The sequence below is a fragment of the Aeromonas sp. s7(2024) genome, from assembly GCF_040907825.1.
In the GTDB taxonomy this organism is placed as follows: domain Bacteria; phylum Pseudomonadota; class Gammaproteobacteria; order Enterobacterales; family Aeromonadaceae; genus Aeromonas; species Aeromonas veronii.
In genome coordinates this window covers 1-16,358 of record NZ_JBFOCM010000019.1, presented here as the reverse complement: position 1 = coordinate 16,358, position 16,358 = coordinate 1, and the positions used below count along the sequence as shown (strand labels likewise).

The 16,358-nt window shown below is 57.8% G+C and carries 11 protein-coding genes, 1 tRNA gene and 1 pseudogene; 6 read left to right on the top strand and 7 right to left on the bottom strand.

Going from position 1 to position 16,358, the window contains the following annotated elements; all coding sequences use genetic code 11:
* Window positions 1–23: 23 nt before the first annotated feature.
* Window positions 24–2,687, bottom strand: coding sequence for a beta-N-acetylhexosaminidase (locus AB5Y73_RS08065; RefSeq protein ID WP_181497179.1), 2,664 nt, complete (start codon window positions 2,685–2,687; stop codon window positions 24–26).
* Between the two features lie 121 nt (window positions 2,688–2,808).
* Window positions 2,809–4,287 carry an N-acetylglucosamine-specific PTS transporter subunit IIBC gene (nagE, locus tag AB5Y73_RS08060; protein WP_058056009.1) on the bottom strand — a complete coding sequence of 493 codons (1,479 nt, stop codon included), beginning with the start codon at window positions 4,285–4,287 and terminating at the stop codon, window positions 2,809–2,811.
* 273 nt (window positions 4,288–4,560) lie between these two features.
* Here nagE and nagB point away from each other — a divergent pair, with 273 nt between their 5' ends.
* From nagB to AB5Y73_RS08040, 4 genes and pseudogenes are all read left to right on the top strand, one after another.
* Window positions 4,561–5,361, top strand: coding sequence for a glucosamine-6-phosphate deaminase (gene nagB / locus AB5Y73_RS08055; RefSeq protein ID WP_005334308.1), 801 nt, complete (start codon window positions 4,561–4,563; stop codon window positions 5,359–5,361).
* Window positions 5,362–5,370: 9 nt separating this feature from the next.
* Complete coding sequence (gene nagA / locus AB5Y73_RS08050) at window positions 5,371–6,516, top strand: N-acetylglucosamine-6-phosphate deacetylase (protein WP_106843195.1); 1,146 nt, start codon at window positions 5,371–5,373, stop codon at window positions 6,514–6,516.
* Window positions 6,517–6,520: 4 nt separating this feature from the next.
* Window positions 6,521–7,735: an ROK family protein gene (locus tag AB5Y73_RS08045; protein ID WP_005334312.1), complete on the top strand. Its 1,215-nt coding sequence runs from the start codon at window positions 6,521–6,523 to the stop codon at window positions 7,733–7,735.
* 109 nt (window positions 7,736–7,844) lie between these two features.
* Window positions 7,845–8,883 (top strand): annotated as a pseudogene (locus AB5Y73_RS08040) (IS481 family transposase).
* 182 nt (window positions 8,884–9,065) lie between these two features.
* Here AB5Y73_RS08040 and AB5Y73_RS08035 read toward each other — a convergent pair.
* Window positions 9,066–9,155: transfer RNA gene (locus AB5Y73_RS08035), tRNA-Ser, on the bottom strand.
* Window positions 9,156–9,546: 391 nt separating this feature from the next.
* Here AB5Y73_RS08035 and AB5Y73_RS08030 point away from each other — a divergent pair.
* Together AB5Y73_RS08030 and AB5Y73_RS08025 are read left to right on the top strand one after the other, a co-directional pair.
* Complete coding sequence (locus AB5Y73_RS08030) at window positions 9,547–10,503, top strand: L,D-transpeptidase family protein (RefSeq protein ID WP_118853599.1); 957 nt, start codon at window positions 9,547–9,549, stop codon at window positions 10,501–10,503.
* Window positions 10,504–10,542: 39 nt separating this feature from the next.
* Window positions 10,543–11,529, top strand: coding sequence for a DUF481 domain-containing protein (locus AB5Y73_RS08025; RefSeq protein ID WP_118853598.1), 987 nt, complete (start codon window positions 10,543–10,545; stop codon window positions 11,527–11,529).
* A 116-nt stretch (window positions 11,530–11,645) separates the two neighbouring features.
* Here the strand turns inward: AB5Y73_RS08025 and AB5Y73_RS08020 are convergent, their stop codons facing one another.
* The 4 genes from AB5Y73_RS08020 to AB5Y73_RS08005 all read right to left on the bottom strand — a co-directional run bounded on the left by AB5Y73_RS08020 (window position 11,646) and on the right by AB5Y73_RS08005 (window position 16,291).
* Window positions 11,646–13,061: a DASS family sodium-coupled anion symporter gene (locus tag AB5Y73_RS08020; protein WP_118853597.1), complete on the bottom strand. Its 1,416-nt coding sequence runs from the start codon at window positions 13,059–13,061 to the stop codon at window positions 11,646–11,648.
* Window positions 13,062–13,306: 245 nt separating this feature from the next.
* Entirely contained in the window at window positions 13,307–14,032 is a 726-nt protein-coding gene (locus AB5Y73_RS08015; protein ID WP_118853596.1) for a MaoC family dehydratase, read from the bottom strand.
* Between the two features lie 246 nt (window positions 14,033–14,278).
* Window positions 14,279–15,250, bottom strand: a complete 972-nt coding sequence (gene rlmF, locus AB5Y73_RS08010; RefSeq protein WP_118853595.1) for a 23S rRNA (adenine(1618)-N(6))-methyltransferase RlmF — start codon at window positions 15,248–15,250, stop codon at window positions 14,279–14,281.
* 78 nt (window positions 15,251–15,328) lie between these two features.
* The gene (locus AB5Y73_RS08005; RefSeq protein WP_279499216.1) at window positions 15,329–16,291 is read right to left on the bottom strand and encodes an IS1595 family transposase; all 963 of its coding nucleotides are present in this window, start codon (window positions 16,289–16,291) and stop codon (window positions 15,329–15,331) included.
* Window positions 16,292–16,358 lie beyond the last annotated feature (67 nt).

Genomic DNA, 16,358 nt, shown 5'->3' with positions numbered 1-16,358 from the left:
CTCATGTTAACGGTTGACTGCTATCAGTTCAGTTCGGTGACGCGGCTGGTGCGCTTGCCATCGAAGCTGGTGGTACGCAGGTAGACCTTGCCATTCACGCTCGGCTTGGCCGCGGCGTCATAGGCACTCCAGTTGGTACCGTCCAGGCTGTACTGGATAGGCAGACCCGGCAGATCCACGTTCGCTTCCAGCACACCGTTCACTACCTTGGCACCCGGTACGGAGAGGCGGTATTCAACACCGGCCTGATCCAGTTTCGGCAGCACGCGCTGACCCAGTACGTTGGCAAACTGGTTCCACTCTTTGTTGAGGGTGGCCTTGTTGACGAACTTGGTCTCGCCGGAGAACTCGCGACCCTTCACATAGTTCAGCTCGAAGCCACCTTTGTGCCAGGCACGCTCGGCCACGGAGAAGATACGCGGGTAGACCATGTACTCGTACTGAGCATCGGTACGCACGGTTTCACTCCACTGCTGACCGGAGATCCCCTTGAACTTGACCGGATCCTGGTCACCCTTGGCCACGAAGGCGTTGCCGTCGCGGTCAACCGAGGTCTCGGCGTTCTGCGGCAGGTTTTCCGGGGCGAAGGCGAACACCTTGCGGGTGTCGTTGAAACGGGTTGCCCAGTAGTAGCCACGCTCAGCCGGGTGTACTTCGTTCGGGAAGTCGAAGTAGAGGTAATCCGGGTTGGACAGCACCACTTGGTAACCCTTGTGTGCCCACTTCATCGCTTCGTTGAAGCCACCCCAATAGAGGGTTTCCCAGAAGTTGACACGGGTGTTGTCGGTGGCGAAGTCCTTGGCACCGCTGGCGTACTTCAGGCCATCTTCCCACGCCTGCAGGGTAGAGAAGCCGCGGTCTTTGACCATCTGGCCCACTTCCTTGGCGAAGTAAACCGGCAGCTCGCCCACTTCCTTGATCTTGCCTTCATCGATCATCTTCTGGCACATCGGGGACTTGCCAAACGGCTTGTCCTGCTTGCTGGAGTCGACGTTGCCTTTCCAGGCGACCAGCTCTTCTTTCTTGGTGACGGCCGGATCCTGATAGCCACCGCCCTGCATGATGTTCTTCGCCTCATCACCACCGTAATGCCATGCGGTCAGCGGCTGACCGGCGGCCTGGTGCATCTGGGCAACTTCATCCATTACCTTGGCCACGAAGGTGGCAGCACCTGGCTGGCAAGGGTTGATGAAGGACATCTTGTCGTAGAACTGGACTGAAGTGACGTTGGAGGTGTCAGCCGGATCAGTCAGACGGAACTGGTTGGCTTCCGCTTCTTTGCCTTCCGCCATCAGACGCTTGTAGCGCGCTTCCATGGAGACCACGGCAGCACGGGCGTGGGCCGGCATGTTGATCTCGGGGATCACGGTCACACCGCGGGCCTTGGCATAACGCACCAGATCCACGTAGTCAGACTTGCTGTAGAAACCGGAACCCTGGTTGTCGCTGGTCGGGCCGGAACCCAGTTGCGGCATCAGGCACTTGGTTTCGGACTCGTCGTGGCAACGCTGGCTACCGACCTGGGTCAGCTCCGGCAGACCCGGGATCTCCAGACGCCAGCCTTCATCGTTGGTCAGGCCAAGGTGCAGCACGTTGAGCTTCATGGCAGACATCTGGTCAACCAGCTTCTTCATGGTATCCAGACTGCGGAAGTGACGGGCCACGTCGGTCTGCATGCCACGGTATTCAAAGCGCGGCGCATCCTCGACGGTCATCGGGCTCACCAGCTTGTCATCAACACCCAGCAGGGAGATCAGGGATTGTGCACCCCAGAATGCCCCGTCGATGTCGCGACCCTGGATCACGGTGCCCTTCTGACCGATGGTCATGTCATAGCCTTCAGCCTGCTTGAGCTTGCTGCCGAGCTTGATGGTCACCGGGTAGCCGGTGTCGGAGAGGGTAACACCCAGCTTGGTCAGTTGAGCCTTCAGGGCCTCGGCGCGATCGCTCGGCAGATCCAGGGCATTGAGTTTGATGGTGGAGAAGTCAACCTGCGGGCCAGCTTTGACTACCTGCTTCATCGGGGTCGGCAGGATCTGGTTGTCAATCTTGCCAGCCGGCAGCAGGGTGCTGGTCTGGTTGGCCGCGAAACGGGTCTCGCTGTTCATCAGGATGTTCTTGTCATCCTTGGTGCGCTTCCAGCCATCGGCCGGCATCGGCTTCTCGTAGGTGCTGGCATCATTGATGTTGCTCATGCTGGCCAGTACTTTCGGCTCGGCACCTTCGCTGGCGACATACCAGTTCGGCATGATGTCAGATTCGAACAGTACCCAGTATTCCACCACCAGCGGCACTTCGACCGTGGCATCCTTGGCAAAGCCCTGGAACTTCTCGGCTGGCGTCAAACGATAGAGATCGCCGGTCAGGTGAGTGATGGTGAACTGGTCGTTATCCACACGCTGGATACGACGGATGGAGGAGACGTAGATGCTCCAGTCTTTGGAGGTGACGTCCGCACCGGTATTGGTCAGGTGCAGCTTGGCAACGCCACAGCTCGCCCACTCGGAACCCAGCGCCTGGCAATCGAGGCCGGCACCTGCACCGTCGTTGGTGACCACTTCATACTTGACCACCAGGTTGTTGGCGAGGGAGTCGACCACAGCCTGCTTGGCGGCATCGGCTGCCTGGACCTGGCTGACAAAAACGGTAGACATGGCAATGGCTAACAGAGAATGTTTCAAGTTCATAACTGCTGCTCTCATTTGAAGTAAAGGTTGGATTTTCTTGGCTTTTTTATATAGGGCCCCTGAGCGGGGCCCTTAGTTATGTCAACAATGGACTTAGACTTGAGGTGAGCGAGTCGCTCGATTAACGCAGTGCTTTCATCTCACCGGCGATGATTTCGGCCAATGGGCCCAGAATCACCTGCAGGTTCTGCTCACCGAGTTTGACCACACCGGCCGCACCCAGGGCTTTCAGCTTGCGCTCATCGACGATGCTGCGGTCTTTCAGAGTCAGACGCAGACGGGTGATGCAGGCATCGATGGAGACCAGGTTCTCTTGACCACCCAGCACTTCCAGGTATTGCTTGGCCAGCTCGGTACGGTTGGTAGATTGAGCGGCAGCCGGAGCACTCTCTTCGTCATCTTCACGACCCGGGGTTTTCAGATTCAGCTTGGCAATCACTACGCGGAACACGGTGTAGTAGAGGCCGAAGAAGACCAGACCCTGAGGGATCAGCATGTACCAGTTGGTCGCCAGCGGGTTACGGCTGGAGAGCACCATATCCACCAGACCGGCACTGAAACCGAAACCGGCCATCCACTGCATGGAGGCAGCGATGAACACGGAGATACCGGTCAGTACGGCGTGGATGACATACAGTACCGGCGCCACGAACATGAAGGAGAACTCGAGCGGCTCGGTTACACCGGTGAAGAAGGAGGCAAAGGCAGCTGCGATCATGATGGAGGCAACTTTCTCTTTGTTCTCTTTCTTGGCGGAGTGGTAGATGGCCAGAGCGGCACCCGGCAGACCGAACATCATGATGGGGAAGAAGCCAGCCTGGTACATACCGACCACGCCTTTCACCTGATCCAGGCTCTTGCCAGCGGCCAGAGCAGCATCGATAGTAGCCTGACCACCCAGGAAGTTCGGGATGTCGTTGATACCGGCCACGTTGAACCAGAACACGGAGTTCAGGGCGTGGTGCAGACCGATCGGGATCAGCAGACGGTTGAAGAAGGCGTAGATACCGGCACCGGTAGAGCCCAGGCTCACGATGGACTCACCGAAGGAGACCAGACCACCGTAGATTGCCGGCCATACGGCCATCAGGATGAAGGATACGACGATCATCACTACGGAGGTTACGATCGGTACCAGACGACGACCGGAGAAGAAGGAGAGTGCCTTGTGCAGCTCGACGCTGCTGAAGCGGTTGTACAGCTCAGCGGCGATAACACCACACAGGATACCCACGAACTGGTTGCTGATCTTGGCAAACGCGGCAGGAACCTGCTCCACCGGGATGCTCTTGATCTGGGCCACAGCGCCCGGGCTCAGCAGGGTGGTAACGACCAGGAAGCCGACCAGACCTGCCAGCGCAGCAGAACCGTCTTTATCCTTGGACATACCGTAGGCGACACCGACTGCGAACAGTACGGACATGTTATCGATAATGGCTGCGCCCGCTTTAATCAGGAAGGCAGCCAGCGCACTGTCACCACCCCAACCATTCGGGTCAATCCAGTAGCCAACCCCCATCAGGATCGCGGCGGCAGGCAATACCGCTACCGGCACCATCAGGGCACGGCCGATCTTTTGCAAATAACCGAGAATGTTCACGGTTCCTCTCCTTAGTTAATGTTTTTCTAGAAATTAAGTGCTTATCACGTTTGACGCATAAGCCATCAAGGCTTGATTGGCAGTCTAGGGCTTTTATTTCGCTGCGCAAATTAATAAACCGATAATCGTGATCGTTATCACCCAAACAAGATAAAGGTGGTGGATAGATGTGGCTTAGTTCGCAATCTTTATTTACGCTATAAAACAACTTGAATCCGTCTTAGCCAATTGCCACCGCCAAACCGGTCGCAACCCGACACAGAGGTATCCCATATGCGCCTGATCCCGTTGAAATCTGCCAGCCAAGTAGGCCTGTGGTCTGCTCGTTACATCGTTGACCGCATCAACGCGTTCAAGCCGACCAGCGATCGCCCTTTCGTACTGGGCCTGCCCACCGGTGGCACCCCGCTCAACACCTACAAGCGCCTGATCGAGTTGCACAAAGCCGGTGAAGTGAGCTTCCAGAACGTGGTCACCTTCAACATGGACGAGTACGTCGGCCTGCCGGAAGATCACCCGGAGAGCTACCACAGCTTCATGCACAACAACTTCTTCAGCCACATCGACATTCGTCCCGAGAACATCAACATCCTCAACGGCAATGCCGAGGATCTGGTGGCCGAGTGCAAGCGCTACGAAGACAAAATCAAGTCCTACGGCAAGATCCACCTGTTCATGGGGGGCGTGGGTAACGACGGCCACATCGCATTCAACGAGCCGGCCTCTTCCCTCTCCTCCCGCACCCGGGTCAAGACCCTGACCGAAGACACCCGTATCGCCAACTCCCGCTTCTTCGGTGGCGACATGGAGCAGGTGCCCAAACTGGCCCTGACCGTGGGTGTCGGCACCCTGATGGATGCGGAAGAGATCATGATCCTGGTCACCGGTCACGGCAAGGCACTGGCCCTGCAGGCCGCCGTGGAAGGCAGCGTCAACCACATGTGGACCATCTCCACCCTGCAACTGCATCCGAAGGGAATGATGGTGTGCGACGAGCCCTCCACCATGGAGCTCAAGGTCAAGACCGTTCGCTACTTCCAGCAGCTGGAAGCCGCCAACATCGGCCGTCTGTAAGGAGTCGTCATGTACGCATTGACCAACTGCACCCTCTACACCGGCAGCTGTGTGCTGACCGGCTATGGGGTGCTTATCGAGGGCGACAAGATTGTCGCCATCTCTCACCTGGCCGAACTGCCTGCGGGCATCGAGCAGATTGACCTCAAAGGCGCCAACCTGACCGCCGGTTTTATCGACGTGCAGCTCAACGGCTGTGGCGGTGTGATGTTCAACACTGACATTACGGTCGAGACCCTGGCGACCATGCAGGCGGCCAACCTCAAATCCGGTACCACCAGCTTCCTGCCGACCCTGATCACCAGTCCGGATGCCGACATGAAGCAGGCCGTTGCGGTGACCCGTGACTACATGGCGGCACACCCCAACGAGGTGCTGGGCGTCCATCTGGAAGGGCCTTACACCAACCTCAAGCGCAAGGGGATCCACCCTGCCGCGCAAATTCGCCAGCCAGCGGACGAGATGATCGACTTCTTCTGCACCAACGCGGATGCCATCACCAAAATCACCCTGGCTCCGGAGCGCAACGAGCCGGCCCATATTCGCCGTCTGGTGGAAGCGGGCATTCTGGTCTCGGCCGGTCACACTGCCGCCAGTTACGATCAGGCGATGGCCGGGTTCGATAACGGTATTCGCTTTGCAACCCACCTCTACAACGCCATGACCCCGACCCTCAACGGTCGCGAGCCGGGTGTTGTGGGCGCCATCTATGATCGCAAGGATGTCTACGCGGGCATCATCGTCGATGGCCACCATGTGCACTGGGCCAACGTGCGTCTGGCTCACAAGGCGCTGGGGGAGCGACTGGTGCTGGTCACCGATGCCACCGCGGCAGCCGGTGCACCGGAAGGCTTTGAGAAATTTGATTTTTGTGGCACCACCGTCTTTTTACGCGATGGTCAGTGTGTCGACGAGAATGGTACACTCGGCGGTTCCTCCCTCACCATGATTGAGGGGGTGGAAAATCTGGTCAAGCAGGTCGGATTACCGCTCGATGAAGCACTGAGAATGGCCAGCCTCTACCCCGCTCGCGCCATTGGATGGGACTCACGTCTCGGTAGTATCCAGGTCGGTAAAGTAGCCAACCTCACTGTCTTCGATCAGGACTTCACGGTCCGTGGGACCGTGGTTAACGGACACTACACACAACAGTGACATCATGACTGGCGGACAAATAGCAAACGTAGATCTTATCAAGCAGGTCAACAGTGCAGCCGTGTATCGGCTCATCGACCTGCAAGGCCCCATCTCCCGGGTCAAGATTGCCGAGTTGAGTCAGCTGGCCCCGGCCAGCGTGACCAAAATAACCCGGCAACTGATCGAGCATGGCCTGATCAAGGAGACCTCTCCGCAAGCCTCAACAGGCGGGCGGCGTGCCATCTCCCTGACCACCATCAAACATCGCTTTCAGTTTGTCTCTGCCAAGCTGGGCCGCGGCTACCTGCAACTGAGTCTCTATGACCTCGATGGCAAGGAGCTCGACCAGCACGTCATTCAGGTGACCGAGATCGACCAGCAACCCGTGGTCGACATGCTGCTGCGGGAGATTGGCGCCTTTATCGATGCCAACCGCGAACGTTGTCGCAACCTCATCAGCATCGCGCTGACCATGCCGGGTCTGGTCAACCCGGAATCCGGTATGGTCATCTACACCCCCAAGTACCAGATCCGTAATCTGGGGTTGGCGAAGCTGCTTGAGAACCACTTCAACCTCCCCTGCTACGTGGGCAACGACACCCGCTCGCTGGCGCTGGCCGAACACTTCTTCGGCGAGTCCCGCGACTGCATGGACTCCATTCTTGTGAGTGTTCACCAGGGGACAGGCTCCGGGATCATAACCAAGGGTCAGGTGTTCCTCGGTCAGAACCGCAACGTCGGCGAGATCGGCCATATCCAGGTCGAGCCGCTCGGCAAGCGCTGTCACTGCGGCAACTTCGGCTGCCTCGAGACCATCGCCTCCAACGAAGCGATCATCGACAAAGTGAAGGAGCTCATCAGCCGAGGTCACCAGAGCGCGCTGCAGGAGAAGCACATCACCATTCAGGAGGTGTGCAAGGCGGCGCTGGCGGGGGACGAACTGGCCCGCAGCGTGATCGAGAACGTGGGTGAGCATCTGGGACGGGCGGTGGCTATTACGGTCAACCTGTTCAACCCGCAAAAGGTGCTGATCGCCGGCGAAATCACCGCCGCCGAAGAGATCCTCTTCCCGGCCATCCGTCGCTGTGTCGAGCATCAATCCCTGCCGAGCTTCCACCGTGGCCTGCCCATCGTGAAAGCCCGCTTCCAGAACCAGCCGACCTATGGCGGCTTTGCGCTGGTCAAGCGCGCCCTGCTGGAGGGGGATCTGCTGCAGATCATCATGGAGCAGAAATAATGTGTATGGAGATGGTATTCACCTGATAGTTGTCCACAAAGGGAGTGGTCATACGGCTTCAAACCGGATAACAAAACGGTCCCCCTACCGTGTTATCCGGAGTCACCGTATGACCACCAACGAGAAAGTAGCACGTCGCAAACTCAGCATGCTAGAGCTCGCCAAAGAGCTCAATAACGTCAGCAAAGCCTGCAAACTCATCGGCTACAGCCGTCAGCAGTTCTACGAAATTCGCCGTAACTACCAGACCTATGGCGCCGAGGGATTGCTCGACAAATTGCCCGGGTGTAAAGGGGCTCATCCCAATCGGGTTGCACCCGAGATTGAACAGGCCATCCTCGATTACTCCCTCACCAGGCCTACTCACGGCCCGCTGCGGGTCGCCCAAGAACTGGCTCTGTAAGGTATCAATGTCAGTGCGGGTGGTGTGCGTGGCGTGTGGCAACGTCATGACCTGCTCTCCAAACACGACCGCTTGTTGCGCCTCGAGAAAACCCACTTCGAGCAGACTATTGAGCTCAATGACGAGCAAATTCGGCTGTTAGAACGCTTTAGCCCCGAGTTCCGCGAACGCCAGATAGAGGTTCACTACACCGGGAAATGGTGGCGATCGACACCTTCTTCGTCGGCGCGCTCAAGAGAGTTGGTAAGGTGTATCTGCAAACGGTGCTGGACTGCTACAGCCGCCACGCTTGGGGGTGGCTCTACACCAGCAAGCTGCCGGTGACCTCGGTTCATGTGCTCAATGAAACGGTGCTGCCATTTTTCGAGGCCCACGAGGCACAGGTCTATACCATCCTGTCGGATAAAGGGCCGAGTTCTGTGGGCGCCCTGACCACCATCCCTACGAGCTGTTCCTGCAACTGGAGGGGATTGAGCACCGAACCACCAAGGTGCGCAGGCCGCAGAGCAACGGCTTTATCGAGCGACTGCATCGAACCTTGCTGGATGAACACTTCCGTATCAAGGGGAGAACGACCTGGTATGAGTCGGTAGAGCAGATGCAGACAGACCTGGATAGCTACCTGGAGCACTACAACACCCAACGACCACATCAGGGCAGGATGATGGAGGGGCAAACCCCCTACTGCATGTTCAGGAAGGGTCTGAAATTGATGCCGAAGAAAGTGCGCATTAAAGTAGCGTAAACAAAACACCGGCTTGAGGCGGAGTCAAGCGATAACTAGATCTGTAAAAATACGTGGACACATGACTGGATCGATGTCCAATGCAATCCACCCTGGTAGTATGTCAGCCGACACCAAATGGCATACTAGAAAAAGAAAAAAATGAAAAAGCCCAACCCAATCAAAAGGTTGAGCTTTTTATATGGCGGAGAGACAGGGATTCGAACCCTGGGTGGCATTGCTGCCACAATTGATTTCGAGTCAATCCCGTTCGGCCACTCCGGCATCTCTCCGTGGGGAGAGAGTTTTACCCAAGCTGGGCCGAGGATGCAATAAAAATTTCTTAGATATCAAATGGCTGAATCAGATATCTGGGAGCAGGCTCACAATGCGGCGCGTGCTGTTCGCGTTGCCAGGCCACCCTGCATCCACCCGACATTAACCCTCTCGCACACCCGGCCATTATCCATATCGTGATATTCCCCCATTGCCATCAGGCGTCTCTTTTTCCTGCTTGGCGCTCAAATTTATGGGTGATGCCGATTTTGGCAGGTTTCCTATGTATCCCCACATCATTGCGAGTGCGCGGCAAGCTGGTAATCATGGGCTGATTGAGGAACAATCGCGCCATCCTGGCGGCTGTATTGATGATGTTCCGCCCCGATTGAACTGATGGATCTTCTTATGCGATTGCCGAAACTCAAGCCCCTACCCTTAACGCCCGCCCTTTCCCTGCTGCTGGCAGCCATCCTGCTCTGCGCGGCGCCGGCAGAGGCCAAACGCTACCCGCTGCCACCTGCCGGGAGTCGTCTCATCGGTGAGCTGGAGGATTACATCATCCAGCAGAATGAACATCTGGAGCTGGTTGGCAAAAATACGCAAATTGGATTTTTGGCGCTGCTTGAGGCAAATCCGGGTGTAGATCCCTATTTACCCAAGCCGGGTACCCGCTTGACGCTGCCCACCCAGATGCTGCTGCCTGATGTGCCTCGCGAGGGGATCGTCATCAATCTGCCCGAACTGCGCCTCTACTACTTCCCCAAAGGGAAGAATGAGGTCATCGTGCTGCCCATCGGAATTGGCGATATCGGCCGCGAAACACCCGAGATGACCACCACCGTCATCGAGAAGAATCCCAACCCGACCTGGGTACCCGGCCCCATGGTGCGCAAATCCTGGCTGGAGCAAAAAGGGATCACCCTGCCCGCCGTGGTGCTCCCCGGCCCGGAGAATCCCCTTGGCAAGTTCGCCATGCGCCTTGGCTATGGCAAGCGCGACTACCTGATCCACGGCACCAACAAGGATTTTGGCGTTGGCCTGCGGGTAAGTGCAGGCTGCATCCGGCTGCGACCTGACGATATCGAGGCCCTGTTCAAGATTGTGCCGATCGGCACGCCGGTGCGGGTCATCAATCAACCGGTCAAGGTAGCCATCGAACCGGATGGTCGGCGCTGGCTGGAGGTACACTCCCCGCTCTCCCGCACCGAAGAGGAGCTTGAAAATGGCGCCCCGCTGATGTTATCACCGGCCATAGAGAGCTTTATCAGCGCACCTGACGTGATGCAGGATGAGGTGACGGCGGCGCTGGAGAACAAAAATGGCCTGCCCCGCCCCATCAGCAGCCAACTTGTCAGTGGCTAAGTCACCAGCGCCCGAGTCGCACCGGAGTCACCTTACCCCATGAAATTCCTGCCCCTCCTACTCCTGTTGGCCTGTCACTCCTTATGGGCCAAGGACATTCTCTGGATGAACAATGGCGATCGTCTGACCGGTACCATCGAAGAGATTGGCGATGAGTCGGTACGCATCTCTTTGCCCTATACCGGTGCCGTTACCGTCAAGCGGGATGCCATCAAGCGCTGGCGACTAGAGCATCAGGATAAACCCAAGGCGACCGCCAAAGGTGGATTCACCCTGTTCAAGGATGAGCAGGATGAACGCAAGGCCTGGCTCTGGACCGGTAGTGGCGATCTCAACATCAAGCTCAAACACAAGGACAAGCACACCAACAACGTCAACTTCAAGGGCAAGACCGAGTTGGCCAATCTGGACTGGCGCTACAGCGTCTCCGGAGAGTACTCCTACGAAACGTCTGACAGCGTCACCGATAACCACGACTACAAACTGAACCCGACCATTGACTACTTTTTCGATCAGCAGTGGTTTGTGCGCAGCTCGCTCAATGCCGAATATGACATGCTGGAAAGCAACTACCTCAGCCTCGACTATGGTACCGGGCCGGGTTACCGCTTCTGGAACGAGAAGCGCCGTCGGCTGGAGTTCGTGGCACAAGGGGGTCTGCGCAAGGCCTACTTCAGAGAAGAGAGCGGGATTGGGTTGCTCTTCAAAGGCAACCGGATCATCGACTACCCCTTTGCCAGCATGAACTGGGATTATCGCCAACCCATCCCGATATGGCGGGAAAAACTGGAGCTGTTCAGTCAGGGGCGCTATCTGCTCTATCTGGATCAACCCTCACCCTATATCACTCTGAATCGAGATGTGACCGGCAGCGTGGGCCTGCGCTACTACTTCAACGACCACCTGCGCCTCTCCTGGTCGAGCGAGATGGAGTGGGAAGATGGCGAAGTACATTTCGTCGGTCTCGAGCAAAAGTACAAAGAGACAGAATTCAGGCACCTGCTCAATCTGGGCGCCAGTTTCTGAGTCAACTGCAAACAGAAAGAGGAGCCAAGTTGGCTCCTCTTTCTGTTTTGGTCATTACCTGCCATGGCACTTCTCCGATGATGGAGCAGGCAACAGATGAGAAACCGGCCGTACGCTCAGATCAGTCCCCAAGCGGCAATCTGGTAGATCCATACCATCGCCAGCAGGGTGCCGACCAACCCCATGATGACGCCGATGCGCACCATCTGGTGACTCTCCACCAGACCGGTGGCGTGGGCCAGCGCATTGGGCGGGGTACTGATGGGCAGCGACATCCCGAGCGAAACCGAAATGGTGACCGCCAGGATCAAGGTGTGACTGCCGCCCCACTCGGCCAGCTCCGGCATGCTGACCGCCAGTGCCGCCACCAGTGGCAACAACAGGTTGGCGGTCGCGGTGTTGGACATAAAGTTGGCCATCACCACTGCCAGCAGACAGGCGCCGACCAGTACCGCCAGCGTGGAGTACTCGTGGAACGGAATATGGGTGATGAGCCGCTCGGCCAACCCGGAGTCCTCCAGCGCCAGCCCCAGTGCGATACCGCCCGAGACCAGCCAGAGCACGTCGAGGGAGATCTTGTGCAGATCGTCCTTGGTGATGATGCCGGTGGTCAGGAACACAGCTACCGGGATCATGGCGACCACGTAGGAGCTCATGCCGTGGAGATCCCCCAGCAGCCAGAGCACTATAGTGGTGATAAAGGTGAGGTAGACCACCCAGGCGCGAGGGGTCTGCATAAAGCGCCCCTCAATCTTGAGATCCATCCGCTTGAGGGTGCTCGGGAAGAAGCGCCCCAGCAGAAACCAGCCAAGCAGCAACAGCACTACCACGAAGGGCACCGCAAATCCCATCCACTGACCGAACGAGATGGCATGCTCGCCGGTCAGGTATTTGAGGGCCACTGCGTTGGGCGGAGTGCCGATGGGGGTGCCGATCCCGCCGAGGTTGGCCGCCAGCGGAATGGCCAGCACAAAGCCGATTTTGGCCGGGTCCTTGTCGGGAAACGCCGCCAGCACAGGACTAAGGATGGCCAGCATCATAGCGGTGGTGGCGGTATTGCTCATGAACATGGAGAAGGTGGCGGTGATCAACATCAGCCCCAGCATGACGATCCGGGGATCCTGACCAAACGGGCGCAGCAGTACCCGCGCCAGATTGACGTCCAGATGGTATTTGGTCGCCGCAATAGCGAGGAAAAAACCGCCGAGAAACAGCATGATGACCGGCGAGGCAAAGGTCGCCATCACCTCGGTGGATTTGAGCAGCTCACCAAACCCCGGTTCAGCCTTGTCGGCAGTCATGAACCAGAGCCCCTTGTCGGAGAGCAGCAGCAGCTCCAGCACGATGATCAGCACCGAGGTAGCAAAGATAGGGATGGGCTCCAGGATCCAGCAGAGGGCGGCCAGCACGAAAATGGCCACGACCCGCTGCTCGATGACGGTGATCCCCTCCAGCGGGATCCACTGGGTCGGGATCAGCAGGATGGTGAGGCTCAGCAGCAGTGGCAGAATAATCTTGTTATTGATGGGCACTATTGTCTCCAGGATCGGGAGTAAGAAGCCAATAGTGGCATAACATGCTATCGCCTCACGCGGCCAACTCGCCAAAATGAGAGCTGGCTAACTGCACGGCGCACCGTTTTGTGAGTCATATCAAGCTGGGGTCGGCGCGCTATGGCTGACGCCTCAACCCTTGCAACAAACAGGCAAAAAAACGGGCCCGCTGTTCGTTGCACACGACAGCGGGCCCGTTTCACCATTCATGCCGATGAGGGGGCTCAGAAGTAGATGCGGGTCACCGACTCGATGACGCAACCCGGGCGGCGGATCCCTTCGATCTCAACCTTGATCTCTTTGAGCAACTCCAGCCCACCCTTGATGGGGGTGACCCGGGCCAGCTTGGTGCGGGCGCGGATGTCGCTGTCCACCTTGATGGGGTACGGGAAACGTACCTGATCCAGCCCGAAGTTCACCACCATGCGGGCGGTCGGGAACTCGGGGGTGGCCTCATCGACCGAGCCGGTCAACTGCGGCAGCAGCGCCAGGGTCAGGAATCCGTGGGCGATGGTGGTCTTGAAAGGCGACTCGGCGGCCGCGCGCTCCGGATCGGTGTGGATCCACTGATGATCCCCGGTCACGGCAGCAAACTGATCGATCATCTGCTGGCTGACGTGCAGCCACTCGCCGACATGGGTCTCTTCACCAATGCGAGCCTGCAGGGCGGCATAGAGCTCGGCCGCCTCGGCCCCCAGCTCAACAGCGGGTTCCTGAGCCACGGCAGACTGACCGTTGGCTACTTGTGCCACGGTTGCTGCATCCTGTTGCTGCTCGCTCTGGGACTCGGCTTGCAAGTCCAGCACACGACCCAGCAAAGGGTGAAGATGTGCCTTTTGCTGAAACTCACGCCAGTAGTCGCGGATCGCCGGAGAGAGCCAATCCTTGAGCTCAAAGGGGTGCTGCGCCAGAATTTCGCGCTTGCGCTTCAGAAAATCGACAACTTTCATCTACCGATCCCTATTTGATTCAATGCCTGTAAAGAGGTCTAACCAGTCCTATTTTATTAAAGTTTCAGCTGTAAGTGCAAAAAAAATCTCGGCGTACACCTGTACCAAAGCGGAAGTAACTACTTACACCATATAAACCAGCACGATCTGCCAATGAGGAAATCGATTGCCAAAGATGCCGCCAGCAGGGGAAATTCGCGGGGCCCATCATGAAAAAAGGCCCTCATCGGGCCTTGTGGTGGGGAGTCAGCGCACGCTCGACCAGCCGCGACGCAATCCCTCTTCATCCAGGAAGGACCAGGCAAGGATCCGGCTCACCTTGTTGCCCTGCGCCATGTCGATCACCCGTACCTGACGCGCCCCCACCCGATTCAACGCCTTTTTCGCCCCCGGCAGGTTCTCTTTTTTCGACACCAGCGAGCTGAACCAGAGGCACTGAGTGGCAAACTCCTTGCTCTGGGCAATCATGTTGGCCAGAAACGCCGCCTCGCCCCCTTCGCACCAGAGCTCGGCCTTCTGGCCGCCAAAATTAAGCACAGGAGCGCCTGTCACCTCCTTGCCCAGATTGCGCAGCTTGCGCTCCGTCCCCTTGCTCGCCTCCTCCAGCGATGCATGGAACGGCGGATTGCAAAGCGTCAGGGCAAAGCACTCCTTCGGCCCTATGATGCCGCGAAACACATGGTTGGGGTTACCCTGCAGACGACTCTCAATCTGGTTGCCGAGTCCGTTGCTCTTGGCCAGCAGGGTGGCAGCCTTGACCGAGACCGGATCGATATCCGATCCCACAAAACGCCAGCCATATTCGCGGCAGCCGAGCAGCGGATAGATGCAGTTTGCCCCCACCCCGATATCCAGCACCCTCACCCCCTTGCCGGTAGGGAGCTGGCCTGCGCTCTCGGCCAGCAGGTCGGCCGCCCAGTGCAGGTAGTCCACCCGTCCCGGGATAGGCGGGCAGAGGTAACCGGCAGGCAAGTCCCAGTGGGCAATCCCGTAGTGATGGGCCAGCAGGGCGCGATTGAGGGTCTTCACTGCATCGGGATCGGCAAAATCGATGGTGCGGATGCCGTAGTCATTGATAAAGACATGAGCGGCCAATTCGGGAGTTCGCAGGCAGAGCGCCTCAAAGTCGTAACCCGCCTGATGGCGATTACGGGAGTGAAGTCCGGATTTGCGGTCGCCCGACTTGGGGCCACCGGCTGATGGGATGCGGGGTTTCATGCTGAGCCTGCCGAAGAAAACGGGCCCACACTATAGTGATTTGACTCGGGAAAGTCTAAACGAGGGCAATAAAAAAGGTTATGTCCCAATTACGTGTTGCATGGGGCGCCCCAGCGCCTCATGCAAACATGTTTTGATATTTACGCCTTTTCCGTAACGCTCCAGCATCCGGCGCCAACCCAAGTAGTTCTTCAGGTAGTGCGTCGCCACGCCATGGAACCGCTCCATCCACTCTTTCAACCGATGGTGATATCCGTTCACATGCTGGATGTGATACGCACCGACTACCCGTTCGCCTTGACGATTGCGCACCACCTGATGGGTTATACCCTGTTCCTTGCTGAAACAGGCATACACACCCGCCCCATCGCTACACAGCACCGCATCCGGTGACACCAACGGCTTCAACACTGCGATGACCGTATCGGCATTTATTTTCTCCAACTGGAAATCCGCATGGTGGCCTGCACGGTCTTGTACCACCATCACCGGGATGTAATCTGGCCCGGTTCCACGAGTTCGACCTTTACCACCGCGATGACGTGGTGGACGCGGCAGTCCCCGCTGCCCCTTGAACGATTCAAGGAAGAAGGTCTCATCCACCTCAACAATGCCCTCTTCCCGGGTGGCCTGATGGGTTGCCATCGCGCGCAAGAATCGGTGACGCCAGAGGAACGCGGTGTTTTTGCTGACCCCACAGCGCCGCGCGGCCTGGCGGACAGTCAGTCCTTCGATGAGAGCTTGCGCGTAGTCTTCCCAGCACTGTGCTTTACGCAATCTGGCCAAGGGCGTCTTGGTCAGAACGGTGCTGGTGCGCAGACACAGTTTGCAACGGTAGCGGCGCAGTCCCCGACTCCATCCCCAAGGCGCCAGCTGGGTAACATCGGCCTGACAATGGGGGCAGCCACTGCATGCCGGTAACTGAGTATTGAGCGAGGTAATGGTGTGGGGTGCAGTAAGCTCCTGCTGAGCAACACGGCGCTGGCGCAGGGTTAACTGGGGAAAAAGGGACAACAGGTGTTGAAAGGCTGGGGTATCCATGATGGTAGACCTCAAGGTGATGGCCTACTTCAAGATTAGCCTTTCAACACGTAATTGGGACAGAGCC

Bases quoted from the DNA above. Each gene is read 5' to 3' on its own strand.
- AB5Y73_RS08065 (WP_181497179.1), bottom strand. From the start codon at position 2,687: ATGAACTTGAAACATTCTCTGTTAGCCATTGCCATGTCTACCGTTTTT.
- nagB (WP_005334308.1), top strand. From the start codon at position 4,561: ATGCGCCTGATCCCGTTGAAATCTGCCAGCCAAGTAGGCCTGTGGTCT.
- nagA (WP_106843195.1), top strand. From the start codon at position 5,371: ATGTACGCATTGACCAACTGCACCCTCTACACCGGCAGCTGTGTGCTG.
- AB5Y73_RS08045 (WP_005334312.1), top strand. From the start codon at position 6,521: ATGACTGGCGGACAAATAGCAAACGTAGATCTTATCAAGCAGGTCAAC.
- AB5Y73_RS08030 (WP_118853599.1), top strand. From the start codon at position 9,547: ATGCGATTGCCGAAACTCAAGCCCCTACCCTTAACGCCCGCCCTTTCC.
- AB5Y73_RS08025 (WP_118853598.1), top strand. From the start codon at position 10,543: ATGAAATTCCTGCCCCTCCTACTCCTGTTGGCCTGTCACTCCTTATGG.
- AB5Y73_RS08015 (WP_118853596.1), bottom strand. From the start codon at position 14,032: ATGAAAGTTGTCGATTTTCTGAAGCGCAAGCGCGAAATTCTGGCGCAG.
- rlmF (WP_118853595.1), bottom strand. From the start codon at position 15,250: ATGAAACCCCGCATCCCATCAGCCGGTGGCCCCAAGTCGGGCGACCGC.
- AB5Y73_RS08005 (WP_279499216.1), bottom strand. From the start codon at position 16,291: ATGGATACCCCAGCCTTTCAACACCTGTTGTCCCTTTTTCCCCAGTTA.